This is a genomic window from Pseudomonas brassicacearum subsp. brassicacearum, from assembly GCF_008801605.1.
Classification (GTDB): Bacteria; Pseudomonadota; Gammaproteobacteria; order Pseudomonadales; family Pseudomonadaceae; genus Aquipseudomonas; species Aquipseudomonas brassicacearum.
The window spans coordinates 843,995-864,325 of the sequence record NZ_VZPJ01000001.1; the positions used below are offsets into that span (position 1 = coordinate 843,995).

Consider the following 20,331-nt stretch of genomic DNA (forward strand, 5'->3'; position numbering starts at 1 on the left):
GTGGAGATAAATCCCTTTGCCACAGGTCAACCCATCACAGGGGTTGTGTCTCGCCTGCTGAGTAGGCACGTCAGCCATCTTCTTCTATATCCAACAACAAATTCTCCAGCGCCTCGCGGTACTCCCCCGGCGCCTGCCACATCCCCCGCTGCTGCGCTTCGAGCATGCGCTCGGTCATGTCCCGCAGAGCGTCGGGGTTGTGCTGGCGGACGAAATCCCGGGTGTCCGGGTCGAGCAGGTAGGCATCGGCCAGCAAGGCGTACTGGTGATCGTCGATCAACCGAGTGGTGGCGTCGAAGGCAAACAGGTTGTCCACCGTCGCCGCCAGTTCGAACGCGCCTTTATAGCCGTGACGCTTCACGCCGTCGATCCACTTCGGATTCGCTGCGCGGGAACGGATGACGCGGTTGAGCTCTTCTTTCAGGGTGCGGATCCTGGGCAAGTCTGGCTGGCTGTGATCGCCATGGTAACTGGCCGCCGCATCACCACTGAGGGTCTCGACAGCCGCCAGCATGCCGCCCTGGAACTGGTAGTAATCGTTGGAATCGAGCAGGTCATGCTCGCGATTGTCCTGGTTCTGCAACACCGCCTGCACCTGGCTCAAACGCCGGGAGAACTGCTCCCGGGCAGCAGTGCCTTCATCGCTGGCGCCGTAGGCGTAACCACCCCAGTTCAGGTACACCTCGGCCAGATCCTCGCGGCTCTGCCACAAGCGACCGTCAATCGCCCCCTGCACGCCCGCGCCATAGGCACCGGGCTTGGCGCCGAAGATCCGCCAGCCGGCCTGGCGCGCCGCGGCTTCCGGCTCAAGACCCGATGCCAGCAAGGCTTCGCGTTCGCCGCGCACCTTGGCCGCCAACGGGTTCATGTCGTCCGGCTCATCGAGGGCGGCGACGGCCTGCACGGCGGCATCGAACAAGCGGATCAGGTTGGCAAAGGCGTCACGAAAGAAGCCGGACACGCGCAGCGTGACATCGACCCGAGGCCGGTCCAGCAGGCTCAGCGGCAGGATCTCGAAGTCATCGACCCGCTGGCTGCCCGTGGCCCACACCGGACGCACGCCCATCAGCGCCATGGCCTGGGCGATGTCATCGCCGCCGGTACGCATGGTGGCGGTGCCCCACACCGACAGGCCGAGCTGACGCAGGTGATCGCCGTGGTCCTGCAAGTGCCGTTCAAGGATCAGGTTCGCCGATTGGAAACCGATGCGCCACGCCGTGGTGGTGGGCAGGTTGCGCACGTCCACCGAGAAGAAGTTGCGCCCGGTGGGCAACACATCGAGGCGCCCGCGGCTCGGCGCGCCGCTGGGGCCGGCCGGCACGAAGCGCCCGTTCAAGGCATCGAGCAGGCCGCGCATTTCCGCCGGGCCGCAAGCGTCCAGGCGCGGGGCCACGACGGATCGCAGGTTTTCAATGATGCTGCCCGCCACCTCCCAACCCGGCGCGTCGAGTTGCTCCACCGCACCGTCCAGCGCCTGCTCGATCAACTGCACAGCGAACAGCTCCAGGCGCTCGCGGGTATCGCCGGTGGTGCGCCAGGGCTCGGCGCTGACCTGACGCAACGCCTCGGGACACTCGCCAGTCCAGGGCTCGGCCAAGGCACAATCCAGTGGATCGAAACCCAGCCCGAACGCCTTGGCCAGCGCCCGCAACAGGCTCGACTGCGCGCCTTTGCCGTCGCCCCGGGGAATGCGCAGCAACGCCAGCAAGGTGTCGATGCGCAGCCGTCCGCTGGGCGACTCACCAAAAATGTGCAAGCCATCGCGGATCTGCGACTCCTTCAAGTCGCACAGGTAAGTGTCCAGGCGTGGCAGCCAGATCGCCGCGTCGGTGTCGCTGTCGAGGGATGCGTCGAGTTGCAGTTCGCGGTCGATGTGGGTCTCGCGCACCAGATTGAGGATGTCCCGTTGCAGCTCCCGGGCACGGCGCGGATCGAGCAATTGCGCCTCGTAGTACTCGTCAGCCAGCAGCTCGAGGTTACGCAGTGGCCCATAGGTTTCGGCCCGGGTCAGCGGCGGCATCAAGTGGTCGATGATTACCGCCTGGGTACGACGCTTGGCCTGGGCGCCCTCACCCGGGTCGTTGACGATGAATGGATAGATATTCGGCAGCGGCCCCAGCAGCACGTCCGGCCAGCAGTTTTCCGACAGCCCGACGCCCTTGCCCGGCAGCCATTCGAGGTTGCCGTGCTTGCCGACGTGAATCACCCCGTGGACGCCGTAGGTGTGGCGCAACCAGAAATAAAACGCCAGGTAACCGTGGGGCGGTACCAGGTCCGGGTCATGGTACACCGCGCTCGGATCGACCTGATAACCCCGCGCCGGCTGGATACCGACGAAGGTCAGGCCCAGCCGAAGACCGGCGACCATCAGACGGCCGTCGCGGAACATCGGGTCCTGCTCGGGCGAGCCCCAGCGCGCCAGCACCGCTTGGCGATTGCCTTCGGGCAATGCGTCGAACAAGGCCTGGTACTCGGCGAGGGCCAGGCTCTGGTGACAGGGACGCAGGTCGAGGCTGTCCAGGTCATTACTGACCCCGCCGAGCAATTGCTGGATCAACGCGGTGCCGCTCGCCGGCAGTTCGGACGGCAACGGATAGCCCTCGGCCTGCAGGGCCCGCAGGATATTCAAGGCCGACGCCGGGGTGTCCAGGCCGACGCCATTGCCGATGCGACCGTCGCGGGTCGGGTAGTTGGCGAGGATCAGCGCCACACGCTTCTGGGCATCGGGCAAACGCGCCAGGGTGGTCCAGCGTCGGGCCAGTTCGGCGACAAAATCCATGCGCTCGGGCGCGGCCCGGTAGCAGACCACATCGCTCTGGCTGCGCTCGCTGCGCCAGGCCAGGTCCTTGAAACTGATGGGGCGGCTGATGATCCGTCCGTCCAGTTCCGGCAAGGCAATGTGCATCGCCAGGTCTCGCGGTCCCAAGCCCTGCTCGCTGGCCCGCCAGCCGGGTTCGTTGTCCTGGGCGCAGATCGCCTGGATCACCGGGATGTTGCGGCGAAACGGTCGCAAATGCGGAGCTTCGGGGCTGGATTGAGCGAAGCCGGTGGTGTTGAGGATCACCCCCGCCTGCACCTCGTCCAGCCAGTCCTCTACAAGTGCGAGGCAACCAGGCTCCTTGAGGCTTGCCACGGCAATCGGCAGCGGATTGAGCCCCGCCGCTTGCAGGCGCTGGCAGAACACGTCGATGAACGCGGTGTTCGCCGCTTGCAGGTGGGAGCGATAAAACAGCACCGCCGCCACCGGTTGCCCGGCGCTCCAGTCGGCTTGCCAGTCGTCGAGGTTGGCGCTGGTTTTCGCCGGGTGATAGATGGCCGTGCGTGGCAAGGCCTGCGGCTCGGCCCACGGATAATCGCGGCCGAACCATTGGCTGCCTAGGTTGTAAAACAGGTCGAGGGCATTGCCCAGCCCGCCCTGGCGCAAGAACTGCCAGAGCCGGTCGCGGTCCTCAACGGCCACGTTGCTCAGGTCACTGAGTTCCGGGTCTGGACGATCATCCCCCGGCACCAGGATCAGCTTCACCCCGCGCCCCGCCAGTTCCATCAGGCGCTCGATGCCGTAGCGCCAATAGCCGATGCCGCCATGCAGCGACAACAGGATGACCTTGGCGTGTTGCAGCACGTCTTCGACATACAGATCCACCGAGGCGTGGTTCTGCACCTGCATCGGGTTGGCGAGGCGAAACTGCGGGTAGTCACCCGGCAACTGCTTCGCCGCTTCGGCCAACAGCGCCAGGCTGGAGTCGCCGCTGCACAGGATCACCAGTTCGGCGGGGGTTTGCCCCAGGTCGGCGATGTTGTCGTCCGACACGAAACCGCCGGGCTGGGTCCTGAGCAGGTGCATGGCTTAGGCCCCGAGGGCGGCGCGCAACTGCGCTTCGAGCAGCGCGGCGTCAAGCGCCTGGCCGATCAGCACCAGGCGGGTGACCCGCGCTTCCTCAGCGCCCCACTGGCGGTCGAAATGCTTGTCGAAACGCGTCCCGACGCCCTGGATCAACAGGCGCATCGGCTTGTTCGGAATCGCCGCGAAACCCTTGACTCGCAATACTCCGTGCTGGACCACCAGTTGCGTCAGCGCGTCGAGCAACAGGCTTTCGTCAGCCTGGGGCAGTTCGATGGAAATGGAATCGAAGGCGTCATGATCGTGGTCATCATCGTCGCCATCGTGGTGATGGTCGTGATGGCTGTGGCGGCCGTCGATGTGTTCTTCGGAACCAGCGCCCAGGCCGATCAATACGTCCAGCGGCAGGCGACCGCTGCTGGCTTCGATGACCTTGACCGCCGGTGGCAGCTCTTCGGCGACTTCCAGGCGAACTTTGGCCAGGTCCTCAGGGCTGATCAGGTCAGCCTTGTTGAGGATCACCAGGTCGGCGCTCGCCAGTTGGTCGGCGAACAGTTCGTGCAGCGGCGATTCGTGGTCCAGGTTCGGGTCGAGTTTGCGCTGGGCATCGACCTGGTCGGGGAACGCGGCAAAGGTACCCGCGGCCACGGCCGGGCTGTCGACCACGGTGATTACCGCATCGACGGTGCAGGCGCTGCGGATTTCCGGCCATTGGAAGGCCTGGACCAGCGGCTTGGGCAGGGCCAGGCCGGAGGTTTCGATGAGGATGTGATCGAGGTCGCCACGCCGGGCCACCAGTTCGCGCATCACCGGGAAGAACTCTTCCTGCACCGTGCAGCACAGGCAGCCGTTGGCCAGTTCATAGACGCGGCCGTTGGCTTCTTCTTCGGTGCAACCGATGGAGCACTGCTTGAGGATTTCGCCGTCGATGCCCAGCTCGCCGAATTCGTTGACGATCACGGCGATGCGCCGGCCCTGGGCGTTGTCGAGCATGTGCCGCAGCAAGGTGGTTTTACCCGAGCCGAGGAAACCGGTGACGATGGTGACGGGGAGTTTGGCCAGTGTTTTCATCGGATGCCCTTTGGCAAGGTGGCGGGCAAACGGGACGACAACCGCTGGCACAGGCGTGCGCGGAAGATTTCGCCACCGGATCACCCCGCCCGGTTGTAGTGAGAATCTGTCTCGAGGCAGGTCTCCTGGCTGACGGCGGGCCAATCTTTCGACTGGCAATTGCTGCGCCTTCCCGTGCGCCCGTTTTAAAGGGCATGCACAGTGGCCTTGCAGAAACAGCACCGTTCACAGTTGCGGGGGCAGCCGCGGCTTGGACCGCGTTCCCTTCTTAGCTCCGGCATGTGCCGAAGAACCTCGAAGGCGCAAGGCTACGCAGGGTGTGGGGGCGGGTCAATCGCCAGAGTGTTCTGCGGTGTATGTCCGGGCCTCATCGCGAGCAGGCTCGCTCCCACAGTTGATCTTTGTTGAACATGAGTTTTGTGATCCGCGAGATTCATTGTGGGAGCGAGCTTGCTCGCGATGGGCGCAACTCGGTGCCAGCCTGAGAACCCACGCCAATTGACGCCCCGCCCCCGCCCATGCTCTCCTGTACGCCTAGTTACGGGTGCCCTTCACAGGGTGAAACGGGAAACCGGTGAATCGTGTGCTTTACTCCAAAGCCACGTCAGTCCGGTGCTGCCCCCGCAACGGTAAGCGAGCGAAGCGTCTGAACCACTGTGTCCCCGGACATGGGAAGGTGACGCTTGCAGGCCAGGCGCAAGCCCCGCCCCTCGCGAGCCCGGAGACCGGCCCTTGACTCATGCATCAACAAACCCGCGGTGGGCGGGCGCTGTTCGAACCTTGGCGGGCTTTCGCCCGGGGTTTCATCGCGCTCGAATGCCCACTGAACAAGAACAGAGGGAAGCGCCATGTCGACCATCAGCAGCACCGCCCGCACCACCAGCAGCACCACCACCCTGAGCCAACGCCTGAGCGCCGCGATCCTTGCTTCCATCCTCGGCGCGGGGCTGGTCTATTTCGCCGGTTTCTCCCACATCGAAGCGGTGCACAACGCTGCTCACGATACCCGTCACAGCGCCGCATTCCCGTGCCATTGAGAACTGACGACATGATCAAGCGTATCGCGCAGACCGCTGGTTTCAGCGGCTTGCTGGCCGCCCTGCTGCTGACTCTGCTGCAAAGTTTCTGGGTATCGCCGTTGATTCTCCAGGCGGAAACCTTCGAGAAGGCCCCGGCGACCGAGGTCCATGAACACGCCGACGGGGCGGCTCATACCCATGATGCCGAGGCCTGGGAGCCGGAAGACGGCTGGCAGCGCGTGCTGTCCACCACGGGCGGCAACCTGGTGGTCGCCGTGGGGTTTGCCCTGATGCTGGCGGGCCTGTACACCTTGCGCGCACCGACGCGCACGTCCCAGGGCCTGCTCTGGGGCCTGGCCGGTTATGCCACTTTCGTCTTGGCGCCGACGCTTGGCCTGCCCCCGGAATTGCCTGGCACCGCAGCGGCCGACCTGGCCCAACGACAGATGTGGTGGATCGGCACCGCGGCGTCCACGGCGGTGGGCATTGCCTTGATCGCCTTCGGCCAGCATTGGCTGCTCAAGGTGCTGGGCGTGGCAACATTGCTGGTGCCCCACGTCATCGGCGCGCCGCAGCCCGAAGTCCACTCGATGCTGGCGCCCGAAGCGCTGGAGAGCCAGTTCAAGATTGCCTCGCAGTTGACCAACGTCGCGTTCTGGCTGGCCCTGGGCCTGATCAGCGCCTGGCTGTTTCGCCGTGACGGCCAAGCCCACCACGACGCATGAGCGCCGAGCCGATCCTGGTGATCGGCCTGGGCTGCCAGCGTGGTTGCCCGGCCAGCACGCTGCGGGCCCTGCTCGACCAGACGCTGCTGGCCCACGGCATCGAACTTCATCGGGTACGGGCCCTGGCCAGTATCGACCTCAAGCGTGACGAGCCCGGGCTGCTGGAGCTGGCCGGGCAACTGGCGCTGCCGCTGACCTGCTTCAGTGTCGAACAGTTGGCCAGCTACGAGCAGCGGCTCAGTCACCGTTCCGAGATCGCCTTCGAGCGAACCGGTTGCTACGGCATCGCCGAAAGCGCCGCCCTCGCCTTGGCCGACCAGTTGGGCAGATCGCCCGCGACGCTACTGATTACTCGCCAAAAAGGCCCCAAGAGCACGTTGGCATTGGCGGTCGTGGCGTAAATCCCGATAATCGGCGCCCAGGATCATGAGCGATCTTCATCTGGGCAACGCTCACCCACCTTCCACAGGAGCCGGTCATGACCGTTTACTTCATCGGCGCCGGCCCCGGCGACCCGGACCTCATCACGGTCAAAGGCCAGCGACTGATCCGCCAGTGCGCGGTGATCATCTACGCCGGCTCGCTGGTGCCAACCGCCGTCCTTGAAGGCCATTGTGCCGAACAGGTGATCAACAGCGCCGAGCTGCATCTGGAACAGATCATCGAATTGATCAAGAGCGCCCATCTCAAGGGCCAGGACGTGGCCCGGGTGCATTCCGGCGACCCGAGCCTGTACGGCGCCATCGGCGAGCAGATTCGTTGCCTGCGGGAATTGGCCATCCCTTTCGAAATCATCCCGGGGGTGACAGCGACCTCAGCCTGCGCCGCCCTGCTGGGCGCCGAACTGACCTTGCCGGACATTTCCCAAAGCCTGATCCTCACCCGCTACGCCGACAAAAGCCCGATGCCCGCTGGGGAAGAACTGGGCAGCCTGGCGCAGCACGGGGCGACCATGGCGATTCACCTGGGGGTCAATCATCTGGAAAAAATCGTCGACGAACTGCGGCCCCACTATGGCGCCGATTGCCCGATTGCCGTGATCCACCGGGCGACCTGGCCGGATCAGGATTGGGTGATGGGGACGCTGGACGATATCGCAGCAAAGGTACACGCCAAGGGCTTTCGCCGCACGGCGCTGATTCTGGTGGGACGTGTGCTGGGCAACGATGTGTTCAGCGAGTCTTCGCTGTACCGCGCCGGGCATGCGCATCTCTACAGGCCCTGACTCGCCAGAGAATCCACCTGGATCCCCCTGCGGGAGCGAACCTGTGGGAGCAAGGCTTGCCCGCGAAGGCGTCGCCTCGGTCTATCCGCTACACCAAGGTGTTTGCATCGCGGGCAAGCCTTGCTCCCACAAGCTCGCTCCCACAGGTTACGAGCTGATCGCAAGATGGTATTGCCACAATCAGTAGTAGGCGTTTTCTTTCTGCGTGTGGTCGGTCACGTCGCGTACGCCCTTGAGCTCCGGAATGCGCTCGAGCAAGGTCCGCTCGATGCCTTCCTTCAAGGTGACGTCAGCCTGGCCGCAGCCCTGGCAGCCGCCGCCGAACTGGAGTACGGCGATGCCGTCTTCCACCACGTCGATCAGCGAAACCTGGCCGCCGTGGCTGGCCAGTCCCGGGTTGATTTCGGTTTGCAGGTAGTAATTGATGCGCTCGTTGACCGGGCTGTCGGCATTGACCATCGGCACCTTGGCGTTTGGCGCCTTGATGGTCAGTTGGCCGCCCATGCGGTCAGTGGCGTAGTCGACCACCGCATCGTCCAGGAAGGCTTCGCTGAACGAGTCGATGTACGCGGTGAAGCTCTTGAGCCCCAGCGCGGTGTCTTCGGGTTTTTCTTCCCCCGGCTTGCAGTAGGCAATGCACGTCTCAGCGTACTGGGTGCCGGGCTGGGTGATGAAGATGCGGATCCCGATCCCAGGCGTGTTCTGCTTGGACAGCAGGTCGGCCAGGTAATCGTGGGCGGCATCGGTAATGGTAATGGCGGTCATGGAAACTCCTCGCAGGCTTGCCGGCAGTTTACGCCAATCATCGCGCCGGACAAAGTCCTAGTATTTTTGTCAGGAAAGAGCCCGGCGGCACGGAGTTTGCCACCGGTGCTGTCGATCAGAGGTTCTGGTAGCGATTCATGTCCAGCACACCGTTTTCCACGGGCTCCGTCTCCTGGATGTACTGGCTCAGGTCATGGAAGTAGTGCCAGAACTGTGGGTGACTGCGGCGAATGCCCCAGCGCTCGACAATCCGCTCGAACGCCGATGCATCCTGGGCGCCTTGCATGGCCTCGACGAACGCCGGCACTTGCTCGGCCGGAATGTTGAACATGAAGTTCGGATAGCTGCTGAGCACACCCGGGTAGACCGTCAGCGTGTCCAGCCCCGGCTGGTAGCGCGCCTCCTCGCCCAGCAGGAACGCCACGTTGCTGTGGGCTCGGTTGCGCAGCAGGCTGTAGACCTCACGATGACCGCTGGCGGTTTCGACGCGCAGCAGGGTCGCTTCCGGCAGTTGGTCGATCACCTTGAGCCCCGCCGCCGGGCGTGACACCAGCCGACTGAGGGCCTGTTCGGCGTTTTGCAGCGACGGGTCGATGTTCGGGCGCGAGCAGTAGGCCCCGTCGCAGCGGTTGATCGGATCGGGGCGCGCATTCAGCTCGCCGTAACGGGCCAGCAATTGCAGGGCGAAATCGCCCTTGGGGTCGCGCTCGTCGAGCTTGAGGGCGGTCGGCTTGTCATCATCGATGGTCTCGTAATCGAGCCACATCTTGAATTTGCCGCCGGCCTGGTACCAGTCGTCAAGGTAGCCTTCCCGGGAGTCGGCCGGCATCAGGCGCAGGAAGTTCTGCTCCGCACCGTTGCGGATCAGATCGAAATACAGCCGGGTCTGGGCCTGGTGGGACACGTTGCCGAATACATCGAAGTTCACCGCCAATTGGTAATAGGTGCGTTCCAGCAATGGGAAGTCGAACAGCCACATCGTCTGCGGCACTTCGCCGATCAGGCCCTTGTTGACCGAGGCGCTGTCGAAGTGCCGGAAAATGCTCAGCAACGCATTGTCGTTCCCGGCCCACAGCGTCGACCAACTCGGCGCCGGAGCGTCGGCATAGACGTCGCGGCGCAAGGCTTCGTATTCGTTGCGCTTGTCCCGGTAGTCGAGCCACAGGCTGACGACGCTGCCCACATCGTCGTTCTGCCCCGGCATCGCCAGCAGCGGCGTGGCCTGGCCGCGGTAGTTCGGATCGGTGATGTACAGGTCGTGTTCGGGCGCTTGGAACAACGCCCAGAAATTGTCGCGGATCACGTCCGTGGCAATCTGGCCCCGGCACACCGGCCCGCGAATGAAGGTGCGCACGAAATACTCGGCGTTATCGAGCATGAACTGGTAGCGAGCCTGGGCCGGGATAGCTTCGAAGGTGGAGAACGGATTGGCCCGGCGCTCCGGACCGTAGCCCGGCAACGCGGAAACCTGCCATTTGCCGCTGTAGAACAGGCTCTTGATGCGCGCCATCTTCGCCGCGCTCAAGCCGTAGGTGATGTGGGTCTTGTGTACGATCACCCCTTGCACCGGCCAGAGCCGGTAATAGACGCTGGTACCGGGGTCATCATTCGGACGACGGGTATTGATCAGGTCGATCGGCTGGCCGGTGGGCGTGCGCGAACGGACCCACTGGAAGAAATGCCCCGGCTCACCGTCCTTGAAATAGATGTGCGCCAGGAACCAATGCTCGAACAACCAGCGGCCCACCAGGCTTTCCCGGGCGCCAGGGGCATTGAGCAGGTTTTCCCATTGCACCACCTGCAAGGCTTCGGCGGCACTCGGGGCCAGGGCCTGCTGATCGATGGGGGCGCCTGCGGCCAGCCAGCGTTGCAGGGTCTGGTATTGCTGGTCGGTCAGGCCGGTGACGGCCAGGGGCATGCCTTCCTTGGGATGGGCACCGGCGTATTCGTTGAATTGATCGGGCATCGCGCAACTGTTTTCACGATTGAGGCCCAGCACGATCTCTTCCGGCAGTTTGGCGTTGGGCTGCAACGGCGTGCGGTGGCCCAACTCCAGCATGCGCGCCATCAGGGCAGCCTGGCTGCCTTGTGCATCGAGCACCGAATAGAAACCCTTGCGCTGCCAGGCGCGCTGGCCGGAGGCGTCATAGAACAAACGGGTCGGATCGGCCGCCTGGCGCCGCTCGCCGTCGTACACCGACAGCTTGCTCGCCCCCCGTGCCGCGCCTTCGCCGCTGCCCAGGTTCAACTGGCAGGCGGAATCATAGCAGGCATGACAGGCCACGCATTTTTCCGTGAAGATCGGCTGGATGTCGCGGGTGTAGGAGATCGCGGGAGCGAGACTCCCGGCCGCTGCGGTAAAACACAACAGCAGCAACAGACTGCCGAATAAGACGCGGTACGGCATGTCTCGGGTCCCTAATAGATAGTCCGGCGATTCTACCGGGCCAGCATCGCCTTGCAAACATGAGCGATATTCATGCAAAAGCCCCTCATGATCAAATCCTGCACAGGTTTGCTATCATCCCGGCCTTCGTAATGGTCTTTTTTTCCAGGTAGTCCTATGTCTGATCGCAGCGCTCGCCTTTATCTTCTCCAGCAAGCCCTCAAGGAACGCATCCTGATCCTCGACGGCGGCATGGGCACGATGATCCAGAGCTACAAGCTGGAAGAACAGGACTACCGCGGCAAGCGCTTCGCCGACTGGCCGAGCGACGTCAAGGGCAACAACGATTTGCTGGTGCTCAGCCGCCCCGACGTGATCGGTGCCATTGAAAAAGCCTACCTGGATGCCGGCGCCGACATCCTGGAGACCAACACCTTCAACGCCACCCAGGTGTCCCAGGCCGACTACGGCATGCAGGGCCTGGCCTACGAGCTGAACCTGGAAGGCGCGCGCCTGGCCCGTAAAGTGGCCGACGCCAAGACCCTGGAAACCCCGGACAAGCCGCGCTTCGTCGCCGGCGTGCTCGGCCCGACCAGCCGCACCTGCTCGCTGTCACCGGATGTGAACAACCCCGGCTACCGCAACGTGACCTTCGACGAACTGGTGGAAAACTACACCGAGGCCACCAAGGGCCTGATCGAAGGCGGCGCCGACCTGATCCTGATCGAAACCATTTTCGATACGCTGAACGCCAAGGCGGCGATCTTTGCCGTGCAAGGGGTCTACGAAGAACTGGGCGTCGAACTGCCGATCATGATCTCCGGCACCATCACCGACGCCTCCGGCCGCACCCTCTCGGGCCAGACCACCGAAGCTTTCTGGAACTCGGTGGCCCACGCCAAGCCGATCTCCGTGGGCCTGAACTGCGCCCTCGGCGCCAGCGAACTGCGTCCGTACCTGGAGGAGCTGTCGAACAAGGCCAGCACCCACGTATCGGCCCACCCCAACGCCGGCCTGCCCAACGAATTCGGTGAATACGACGAACTGCCAGCCGAAACGGCCAAGGTCATCGAAGAGTTCGCCCAGAGCGGCTTCCTGAACATTGTCGGTGGCTGCTGCGGCACCACCCCGGCGCACATCGAATCCATCGCCAAGGCCGTGGCCGGCTATGCGCCGCGGCCAATCCCGGAGATCCCGCGGGCCTGCCGCCTGTCGGGCCTGGAACCGTTCACCATCGATCGCAGTTCGCTGTTCGTCAACGTCGGCGAGCGGACCAACATCACCGGTTCCGCCAAGTTCGCCCGGCTGATCCGCGAGGACAACTACACCGAGGCCCTGGAAGTGGCCCTGCAACAGGTCGAGGCCGGCGCCCAGGTGATCGACATCAACATGGACGAGGGCATGCTCGATTCGAAGAAGGCCATGGTGACCTTCCTCAATCTGATTGCCGGCGAACCGGACATCTCCCGCGTACCGATCATGATCGACTCCTCCAAGTGGGAGGTGATCGAAGCCGGCCTCAAGTGCATCCAGGGCAAGGGCATCGTCAACTCCATCAGCATGAAGGAAGGCGTCGAGCAGTTCATCCATCACGCCAAGTTGTGCAAGCGCTACGGTGCCGCCGTGGTGGTGATGGCCTTCGACGAAGCCGGCCAGGCCGACACCGAGGCGCGCAAGAAGGAAATCTGCAAGCGCTCCTACGACATCCTGGTCAATGAAGTCGGCTTCCCACCGGAAGACATCATTTTCGACCCGAACATCTTCGCCGTCGCCACCGGTATCGAAGAGCACAACAACTATGCCGTGGATTTCATCAACGCCTGCGCCTACATCCGTGACGAACTGCCCTACGCACTGACCTCGGGCGGGGTCTCCAACGTGTCCTTCTCGTTCCGCGGCAACAACCCGGTGCGCGAGGCGATCCACTCGGTGTTCCTGCTCTATGCGATCCGCGCGGGCCTGACCATGGGCATCGTCAACGCCGGCCAACTGGAGATCTACGACCAGATCCCGGCGGAGCTGCGCGACGCCGTGGAAGACGTGATCCTCAACCGCACCCCCGAAGGCACCGACGCCCTGCTGGCCATCGCCGACAAGTACAAGGGCGACGGCAGCGTCAAGGAAGCGGAAACCGAGGAATGGCGCGGCTGGGAAGTGAACAAGCGCCTGGAGCATGCGCTGGTCAAGGGCATCACCACCCACATCGTTGAAGACACCGAGGAATCGCGACTGTCTTTCGCCCGCCCGATCGAGGTCATCGAAGGCCCGCTGATGGCCGGCATGAACATCGTCGGCGACCTGTTTGGCGCCGGCAAAATGTTCCTGCCCCAGGTGGTCAAGTCCGCCCGCGTGATGAAGCAGGCCGTGGCCCACCTGATCCCGTTCATCGAGGCGGAAAAAGGCGACAAGCCGGAGGCCAAGGGCAAGATCCTGATGGCCACGGTCAAGGGCGACGTGCATGACATCGGCAAGAACATCGTCGGCGTGGTGCTCGGTTGCAACGGCTATGACATCGTCGACCTGGGCGTGATGGTGCCGGCGGAGAAGATCCTGCAGGTGGCCAAGGAGCAGAAGTGCGACATTATCGGCCTCTCTGGGCTGATCACCCCGTCCCTGGATGAGATGGTGCATGTGGCGCGCGAGATGCAGCGCCAGGGCTTCCACCTGCCGCTGATGATTGGCGGGGCCACCACCTCCAAGGCCCACACGGCGGTGAAGATCGAGCCCAAGTACAGCAACGACGCGGTGATCTACGTCACCGACGCCTCCCGCGCCGTAGGCGTGGCGACCCAGTTGCTGTCCAAGGAGCTCAAGCCGGCTTTCGTCGAGAAAACCCGCCTGGACTACATCGACGTACGCGAGCGTACTTCCAACCGCAGCGCCCGCACCGAACGCCTGAGCTACCCCGCCGCCGTGGCCAAGAAGCCACAGTTCGACTGGAGCAGCTACCAGCCGGTCAAGCCGACCTTCACGGGCGCCAAAGTACTGGACAACATCGACCTGAACGTCCTGGCCGAATACATCGACTGGACACCATTCTTCATTTCCTGGGACCTGGCCGGCAAATACCCGCGCATCCTCACCGACGAAGTGGTCGGCGAAGCCGCCACCGCGCTGTACGCCGATGCCCGGGCGATGTTGCGCAAGCTGATCGACGAGAAACTCATCAGCGCCCGCGCCGTGTTCGGTTTCTGGCCGGCCAACCAGGTGCACGACGATGACCTGGAAGTCTACGGCGACGATGGCAAGCCACTGGCCCGCCTGCATCACCTGCGCCAACAGATCATCAAGACCGACGGCAAGCCGAACTTCTCCCTGGCCGACTTCGTCGCGCCGAAGGACAGCGGGGTGACCGACTACGTCGGCGGTTTCATTACCACTGCTGGCATCGGTGCCGAAGAAGTCGCCAAGGCCTACCAGGAAGCCGGCGACGACTACAACTCGATCATGGTCAAGGCCCTGGCCGACCGACTGGCCGAAGCTTGTGCCGAATGGCTGCACCAGCAGGTGCGCAAAGACTATTGGGGCTATGCCCAGGACGAGAGCCTGGACAACGACGCCCTGATCAAGGAGCAGTACACCGGCATCCGCCCTGCCCCTGGCTACCCGGCCTGCCCGGACCACACCGAGAAGGCCACCCTGTTCCGCCTGCTCGACCCCGAGGCCAGCGAACTGAAGGCCGGGCGCAGCGGTGTGTTCCTCACCGAACACTACGCCATGTTCCCGGCAGCAGCGGTCAGCGGCTGGTATTTCGCCCACCCCCAGGCGCAATACTTCGCCGTGGGCAAGATCGACAAGGACCAGGTCCAGAGCTACACCGCCCGCAAGGGCCAGGACCTGAGCGTGACGGAGCGCTGGCTGTCGCCAAACCTGGGTTACGACAACTGAGTGCGCAGCAATTGGCTATGCTCTCTACATACGACCTTGTGTATGGAGAGCATCATGGACGAACCAACCGAAAATAAGCCGCCCACCCTCTGGCAAATGCTCCACAGCGTGGGAGCGGCGGCCTTCGGCGTGCAAAGCGGAAAAAACCGCGCCCGCGACTTCACCCATGGCAAGCCGAGCCACTTCATCATCCTCGGCATCCTGTTTACGGTGATTTTCGGGTTGACGTTGTATGGGATCGTCAATCTGGTGTTGTACTTTGCGGACGTATAGAACGTCTGCACAGTATGGAAACAGCTCTCTTGCGAACCGAAACAGCCATATCGCCCATCTCGATCTGAGCCGCTCTAGCGCCGCCCCAGTGCATCGAGCGAAAAGGCATAACGCTCGCCATCCGGGTGGGACACCAGGCTGAAGCGCTTGAAGTCCAGGCGATAGTCCTTGGCCGGATTCATGTTCAACCACGCGCGGGCACGGGCCGGATCGAGCGATTGCATCAGGTCGATCTGCTGGTTGTAGCCGCCATGACGCGCGAGGTCGACGCCCCGGGCGTGATCATGGAGCAGCACCATGGCCCACCCTCCCAAGCTGAAATGCCCGGTGAACAGCACGCTCAAGCGCCCGTCGATGCGGGCCTGGAGCGCCGCCCTGGAGCTGTTCATGGCGCTGAACAACACATCCTTGCCCGGTTGGCGACCCGCCTCCTCGAACGCCTGCATGGCGCCCAGGGCCATTTCATCATTGGCCGACCAGACCAGCGCGGTCTGCGGATAGCGCTTGATCAACTGGCTTGCCTGCTCATGAGCCCGTTCGCGATTCCACTCGCCATAGACCAACTGGCGCAGATGCACTTGCGGGTGCTCGGCCAGCGCCCGGAGCAGGCCTTTCTCGCGCAGTTGCGCCGAAGGGGTGAGTTTCTTCCCGGAAAAAGCCAGCAGATCGAGCGTCTGCCCAGGCGCCAACGGTCCGTATTGTCGCAACAGTTCCTTGAGCATCAGGTAACCGCTGCGCTCATCATTGGGCACCAGGCTGCCGAGCAACTCGGGAGGTGGGGCACCGTTCTCTGTCAGCAGGCGAGTCTGATCGCTGGTCAACGTGTTGTTCACCAGGAACAGCTTGACCCCACTGCCCTGCGCCAACTGCAGGATCCGCGGGGCGACATACTGCTCGTTGACCAACACCAGATAGTCCGGACGGTCCTTGGCCGTGACGGCCTCGCGCGCTTGGCGAATCATCCGCTGGGGATCGCGCTCGGCATACTCCACGCGCAGCCGCAAGCCCAGTTTGCTTGCCGCCGCTTGCATGAATTCGGTGTAGCTGACCCAGAAGGGCTCGGTGGAGTACCCCGGGTTAAGGAACACGACTGAAGGAGCAGCCGAACTGCCAGGCAACGCCTCGGACGAAGAAGAAACCACATGGGCGGCCTGGGCCTGGGCCCAGAATGACAGGCATAACAGCCCCAGTAGCCTACAGATAAACTTCGACATCCCGCCCGCCCCAAATAATACGCCACCCAGTATAACGACCCGGGTGGCGAACGGGCACATGAACGCGCGACCTTCATGTGGCCTGCAACGGCTCGAACTTATTGATGACTGACCCAGAACACTGCGGAGCCCACCACCAGGATAATCAGGAACAAAATGGCCCAGGCATCAACAGTACTGTCGCTTTTCCTTGCTTTGGTCGGATTGCTCATTGCATCGCCTCTTGTCGGTTTTGTAGGTGATTGCATAGGGACTCGACCACAGTTAAGACGATGATTGCCCGTACGACAAATGTGGGTTAGGCAATAATCAATCTCATTAGTCGATTTGGTTCTTTACATATACTCAAACATCACTTTTGCGCATAACTCAAAACAGGTATCTTGCACCGGCTCCTCTAGGAGTGCGCGGCCGTGCGCGCAGAATTGCCGAGGCAGAACCCGATTCCAGCGAGCCAACATGCAGCTGTTTCTGATCGGCCCAAGCCTGAGACCGAGACTTATATGTACGTATATGACGAGTACGATCAGCGGATCATCGAGGACCGCGTCAAGCAGTTCCGTGATCAGACCCGACGCTATCTGGCAGGCGAGCTGAGCGAAGAAGAATTCCGCCCTCTGCGCTTGCAGAATGGCTTATATATCCAGCGCTTCGCCCCGATGCTGCGCGTGGCTGTGCCTTATGGCCAACTGACCTCGCGCCAGGTGCGCAAGCTGGCGAAAATTGCCCGCGACTACGACAAGGGCTACGCCCACATCAGTACCCGGCAGAACGTCCAGTACAACTGGCCAGCCCTGGAAGATGTGCCCGAGATCCTCGCCGAACTGGCCACCGTGCAGATGCACGCGATCCAGACCAGCGGCAACTGCCTGCGCAACGTCACCACCGACCAGTTCGCCGGTGTCGCAGCCGACGAGTTGATCGACCCGCGCCCGTGGTGCGAAATTGTCCGCCAGTGGACGACTTTCCACCCGGAATTCGCCTACCTGCCGCGCAAGTTCAAGATCGCCATCAACGGCTCGACCTCGGACCGTGCGGCCATCGAAGTCCACGACATCGGCCTGGAAACGGTCTACAACGCGGCCGGCGAGCTGGGCTTCCGTGTACTGGTCGGCGGTGGCCTGGGGCGTACGCCGGTGGTCGGCGCGTTCATCAACGAGTTCCTGCCGTGGCAGGACCTGCTGAGCTACCTCGACGCCATCCTGCGGGTATACAACCGCTACGGCCGTCGCGACAACAAATACAAGGCGCGGATCAAGATCCTGGTCAAGGCCCTGACGCCTGAAGTGTTCGCCGAGAAGGTCGAAGCCGAGATGGCTCACCTGCGTGGCGGCCAGACCACCCTGACGGAAGCCGAAGTGCATCGCGTTGCCAAGCACTTTGTCGACCCGCAGTACAAGGCGCTGGGTAATCAGGACGCCGAACTGGCAGCCCTCGACAAGGAACACCCAGGCTTCGCCCGCTGGCGCACCCGCAACACCCTGGCCCACAAGAAGCCGGGTTATGTCGCGGTGACCCTGTCCCTGAAGCCGACCGGCGTCGCGCCAGGCGACATCACCGACAAGCAACTGGACGCCGTGGCCGACCTGGCCGAGCGCTACAGCTTCGGCCAGCTGCGCACCTCCCACGAACAGAACATCATCCTGGCGGACGTTGAACAGAGCCAGTTGTTCACCCTGTGGGGCGAGCTGCGCGAGCAAGGTTTCGCCACCCCGAACATCGGCCTGCTGACCGACATGATCTGCTGCCCGGGCGGCGATTTCTGCTCGCTGGCCAACGCCAAGTCGATCCCTATCGCCGAATCGATCCAGCGTCGTTTCGACGACCTGGACTACCTGTTCGACATCGGCGAGCTGGACCTGAACATTTCCGGCTGCATGAACGCCTGTGGTCACCACCACGTCGGCCACATCGGCATCCTGGGCGTGGACAAGAAAGGCGAAGAGTTCTACCAGGTCTCCCTGGGCGGCAGCGGTAGCCGCGACGCCAGCCTGGGCAAGATCCTCGGCCCGTCGTTTGCCCAGGACGACATGCCTGACGTGATCGAGAAGCTGATCGACGTGTACATCGAACAACGTACCGAAGACGAGCGCTTCATCGACACTTACCAACGTATTGGCATCGACCTCTTCAAGGAACGCGTCTATGCAGCGAATCATTAAGAACAACGAGGTTGTCGACGAAACCTGGCACCTGCTGCCCAAGGACGCGACCCTCGATGGCATCTCCAACTGTGACGACCTGATCGTGCCCCTGGCCCTGTGGCGCGATCATGCCCACGCCCTCAAGGCCCGCGACGGCGGCCTGGGCGTGTGGCTGGACGCCGACGAGGAAGCCGAGGAAATCGGCGAGGACGCCAACCAGTTGCAGGTCATCGCCTTGAACTTCCCGGCCTTCACCGACGGGCGCAGCTACTCCAACGCCCGCCTGCTGCGTGACCGCTATGGTTTCAAGGGTGAATTGCGGGCGATTGGCGACGTACTGCGCGACCAGTTGTTCTACATGCGCCGCTGCGGCTTCGACGCCTTTGCCTTGCGCGCCGACAAAGATCCCTACGAAGCCCTCGAAAGCCTCAAGGACTTCTCGGTGACCTACCAGGCAGCCACTGACGAGCCGCTGCCGCTGTTCCGTCGTCGCTGAGAAAGCCCTATGAAAAAGCCCTGAGCCGGGTGTACCGGTTCAGGGCTTTTTTGTTTCTGAATGATCAATGCCCAGCTCCCCCCCGAACCACTGTGGGAGCGAGCTTGCTCGCGATGGCGGTGTGTCTGGACAGAGGATGTTGGCTGTGCCGCCGCTATCGCGAGCAAGCTCGCTCCCACAGGGAATTGGCGGTTCTGCCCCCGAATTACCAGAACCGCTGCTGGGTCAGGCGGCTCCACCAACTGAGCAGCACGCGATCCACCGAGCCGCTGGCCGCCATGCCGATGCGTTCCTGCAGGCTTTTGCGTTCGGCGTAGTGCAGGTGGTACAGCTCGGCACCCTTGGCGCGTTCGGCCAGGTATTCATCGCTGGTTTTCAGCTCGTCCACCAAGCCCTTGCCCTGCGCCGCGACACCCAGCCAGACCTCACCGGTCGCCACTTCATCGATGGCCAGTTGCGGGCGGTAGTTGGACACGAAGTTCTTGAACAGCTCATGGGTGATGTCCAGGTCTTCCTGGAATTTCTCCCGGCCCTTCTCGGTATTTTCGCCGAACACCGTCAACGTGCGTTTGTATTCCCCGGCCGTCAACACTTCGAAATCGATGTCGTGTTTCTTCAGCAGCCGATTGACGTTGGGCAATTGCGCGACGACGCCGATGGAGCCCAGGATCGCGAAGGGAGCGCTGATGATCTTCTCGCCGATGCACGCCATCATGTAGCCGCCGCTGGCCGCGACCTTGTCGATGCAGACTGTCAACGGCACGCCGGCCTGACGGATCCGCGCCAGTTGCGACGAGGCCAAGCCGTAGCTGTGGACCATGCCGCCGCCACTTTCCAGGCGCAGCACCACTTCATCCTTCGGCGTCGCCAGGGTCAGCAGCGCAGTGATTTCATGACGCAGGCTCTCGGTGGCCGAGGCCTTGATGTCACCGTCGAAATCCAGCACGAACACCCGGGGCTTGGCCGCCGGCTTGTCCTTGTTTTTCTTCCCGGCCTTTTCAGCCTTGCCTTCGGCCTTGCGCAGGGCCTTGAGCTGATCCTTGTCCAGCAGCGTCTGTTCCAGGCGCTCACGCAGCCCCTTGTAGAAATCGTTGAGTTTGCTCACCTGCAACTGGCCGGTCGACTTACGTCGCCCCTTGCTGCGCAGCGCCGCAAAACTGGCCAGCACCACCAGGATGGCGATCACCAACGTCACGGTCTTGGCCAGGAAACCGGCGTACTCGATGAAAAACTCCACAGCAACTCCTTAAATGCAATGCGCCACTGAACGCAGGCGCGTAACGG

Annotated in this window: 14 protein-coding genes and 2 riboswitches; of the genes, 8 read left to right on the forward strand and 6 right to left on the reverse strand. The window is 63.0% G+C overall.

What is annotated here, in order from left to right:
• Positions 1–70: 70 nt before the first annotated feature.
• Both cobN and cobW read right to left on the reverse strand, forming a co-directional pair.
• Positions 71–3,844 carry a cobaltochelatase subunit CobN gene (gene cobN, locus F7R20_RS03715; protein WP_003200211.1) on the reverse strand — a complete coding sequence of 1,258 codons (3,774 nt, stop codon included), beginning with the start codon at positions 3,842–3,844 and terminating at the stop codon, positions 71–73.
• A gap of 3 nt (positions 3,845–3,847) precedes the next feature.
• The gene (gene cobW, locus F7R20_RS03720) at positions 3,848–4,912 is read right to left on the reverse strand and encodes a cobalamin biosynthesis protein CobW (protein WP_003200209.1); all 1,065 of its coding nucleotides are present in this window, start codon (positions 4,910–4,912) and stop codon (positions 3,848–3,850) included.
• A 98-nt stretch (positions 4,913–5,010) separates the two neighbouring features.
• A riboswitch (cobalamin riboswitch) is annotated at positions 5,011–5,224 on the reverse strand.
• A 213-nt stretch (positions 5,225–5,437) separates the two neighbouring features.
• A riboswitch (cobalamin riboswitch) is annotated at positions 5,438–5,660 on the forward strand.
• A 100-nt stretch (positions 5,661–5,760) separates the two neighbouring features.
• On the opposite strand from cobW, the gene F7R20_RS03725 reads away from it, so the two are divergent.
• The 4 genes from F7R20_RS03725 to cobM all read left to right on the forward strand — a co-directional run bounded on the left by F7R20_RS03725 (position 5,761) and on the right by cobM (position 7,881).
• Positions 5,761–5,949 (forward strand): CbtB domain-containing protein, encoded by a 189-nt coding sequence (locus F7R20_RS03725; RefSeq protein ID WP_003200207.1) that lies wholly within the window; start codon positions 5,761–5,763, stop codon positions 5,947–5,949.
• A gap of 11 nt (positions 5,950–5,960) precedes the next feature.
• Positions 5,961–6,656: a CbtA family protein gene (locus F7R20_RS03730; protein WP_003200205.1), complete on the forward strand. Its 696-nt coding sequence runs from the start codon at positions 5,961–5,963 to the stop codon at positions 6,654–6,656.
• Positions 6,653–7,057 (forward strand): cobalamin biosynthesis protein, encoded by a 405-nt coding sequence (locus F7R20_RS03735; protein WP_003200202.1) that lies wholly within the window; start codon positions 6,653–6,655, stop codon positions 7,055–7,057. Before F7R20_RS03730 ends, F7R20_RS03735 begins: the two co-directional genes overlap by 4 nt.
• Positions 7,058–7,134: 77 nt before the next feature.
• Positions 7,135–7,881, forward strand: a complete 747-nt coding sequence (gene cobM, locus F7R20_RS03740) for a precorrin-4 C(11)-methyltransferase (RefSeq protein WP_003200200.1) — start codon at positions 7,135–7,137, stop codon at positions 7,879–7,881.
• Positions 7,882–8,061: 180 nt separating this feature from the next.
• On the opposite strand, the gene nfuA is transcribed toward cobM, so the two are convergent.
• Together nfuA and F7R20_RS03750 are read right to left on the reverse strand one after the other, a co-directional pair.
• Positions 8,062–8,646, reverse strand: coding sequence for a Fe-S biogenesis protein NfuA (gene nfuA, locus F7R20_RS03745; protein ID WP_003182850.1), 585 nt, complete (start codon positions 8,644–8,646; stop codon positions 8,062–8,064).
• A 115-nt stretch (positions 8,647–8,761) separates the two neighbouring features.
• Positions 8,762–11,053 carry a fatty acid cis/trans isomerase gene (locus F7R20_RS03750; RefSeq protein WP_003200197.1) on the reverse strand — a complete coding sequence of 764 codons (2,292 nt, stop codon included), beginning with the start codon at positions 11,051–11,053 and terminating at the stop codon, positions 8,762–8,764.
• A gap of 156 nt (positions 11,054–11,209) precedes the next feature.
• Between F7R20_RS03750 and metH the strand changes: the two genes are divergently transcribed.
• Both metH and F7R20_RS03760 read left to right on the forward strand, forming a co-directional pair.
• The gene (gene metH / locus F7R20_RS03755; RefSeq protein WP_003200194.1) at positions 11,210–14,920 is read left to right on the forward strand and encodes a methionine synthase; all 3,711 of its coding nucleotides are present in this window, start codon (positions 11,210–11,212) and stop codon (positions 14,918–14,920) included.
• 54 nt (positions 14,921–14,974) lie between these two features.
• On the forward strand, positions 14,975–15,193 hold the full coding sequence (locus tag F7R20_RS03760; protein WP_003200193.1) for a DUF2970 domain-containing protein: 219 nt from the start codon (positions 14,975–14,977) through the stop codon (positions 15,191–15,193).
• Positions 15,194–15,267: 74 nt separating this feature from the next.
• Here the strand turns inward: F7R20_RS03760 and F7R20_RS03765 are convergent, their stop codons facing one another.
• Positions 15,268–16,407: an ABC transporter substrate-binding protein gene (locus tag F7R20_RS03765; RefSeq protein ID WP_003200192.1), complete on the reverse strand. Its 1,140-nt coding sequence runs from the start codon at positions 16,405–16,407 to the stop codon at positions 15,268–15,270.
• 503 nt (positions 16,408–16,910) lie between these two features.
• Here F7R20_RS03765 and F7R20_RS03770 point away from each other — a divergent pair.
• Together F7R20_RS03770 and F7R20_RS03775 are read left to right on the forward strand one after the other, a co-directional pair.
• On the forward strand, positions 16,911–18,569 hold the full coding sequence (locus F7R20_RS03770) for a nitrite/sulfite reductase (RefSeq protein ID WP_003200188.1): 1,659 nt from the start codon (positions 16,911–16,913) through the stop codon (positions 18,567–18,569).
• Positions 18,553–19,047 carry a DUF934 domain-containing protein gene (locus F7R20_RS03775; protein WP_003200186.1) on the forward strand — a complete coding sequence of 165 codons (495 nt, stop codon included), beginning with the start codon at positions 18,553–18,555 and terminating at the stop codon, positions 19,045–19,047. Before F7R20_RS03770 ends, F7R20_RS03775 begins: the two co-directional genes overlap by 17 nt.
• A gap of 205 nt (positions 19,048–19,252) precedes the next feature.
• Here F7R20_RS03775 and sohB read toward each other — a convergent pair whose 3' ends face one another.
• On the reverse strand, positions 19,253–20,284 hold the full coding sequence (gene sohB / locus F7R20_RS03780; protein ID WP_003200184.1) for a protease SohB: 1,032 nt from the start codon (positions 20,282–20,284) through the stop codon (positions 19,253–19,255).
• Positions 20,285–20,331: the final 47 nt, after the last annotated feature.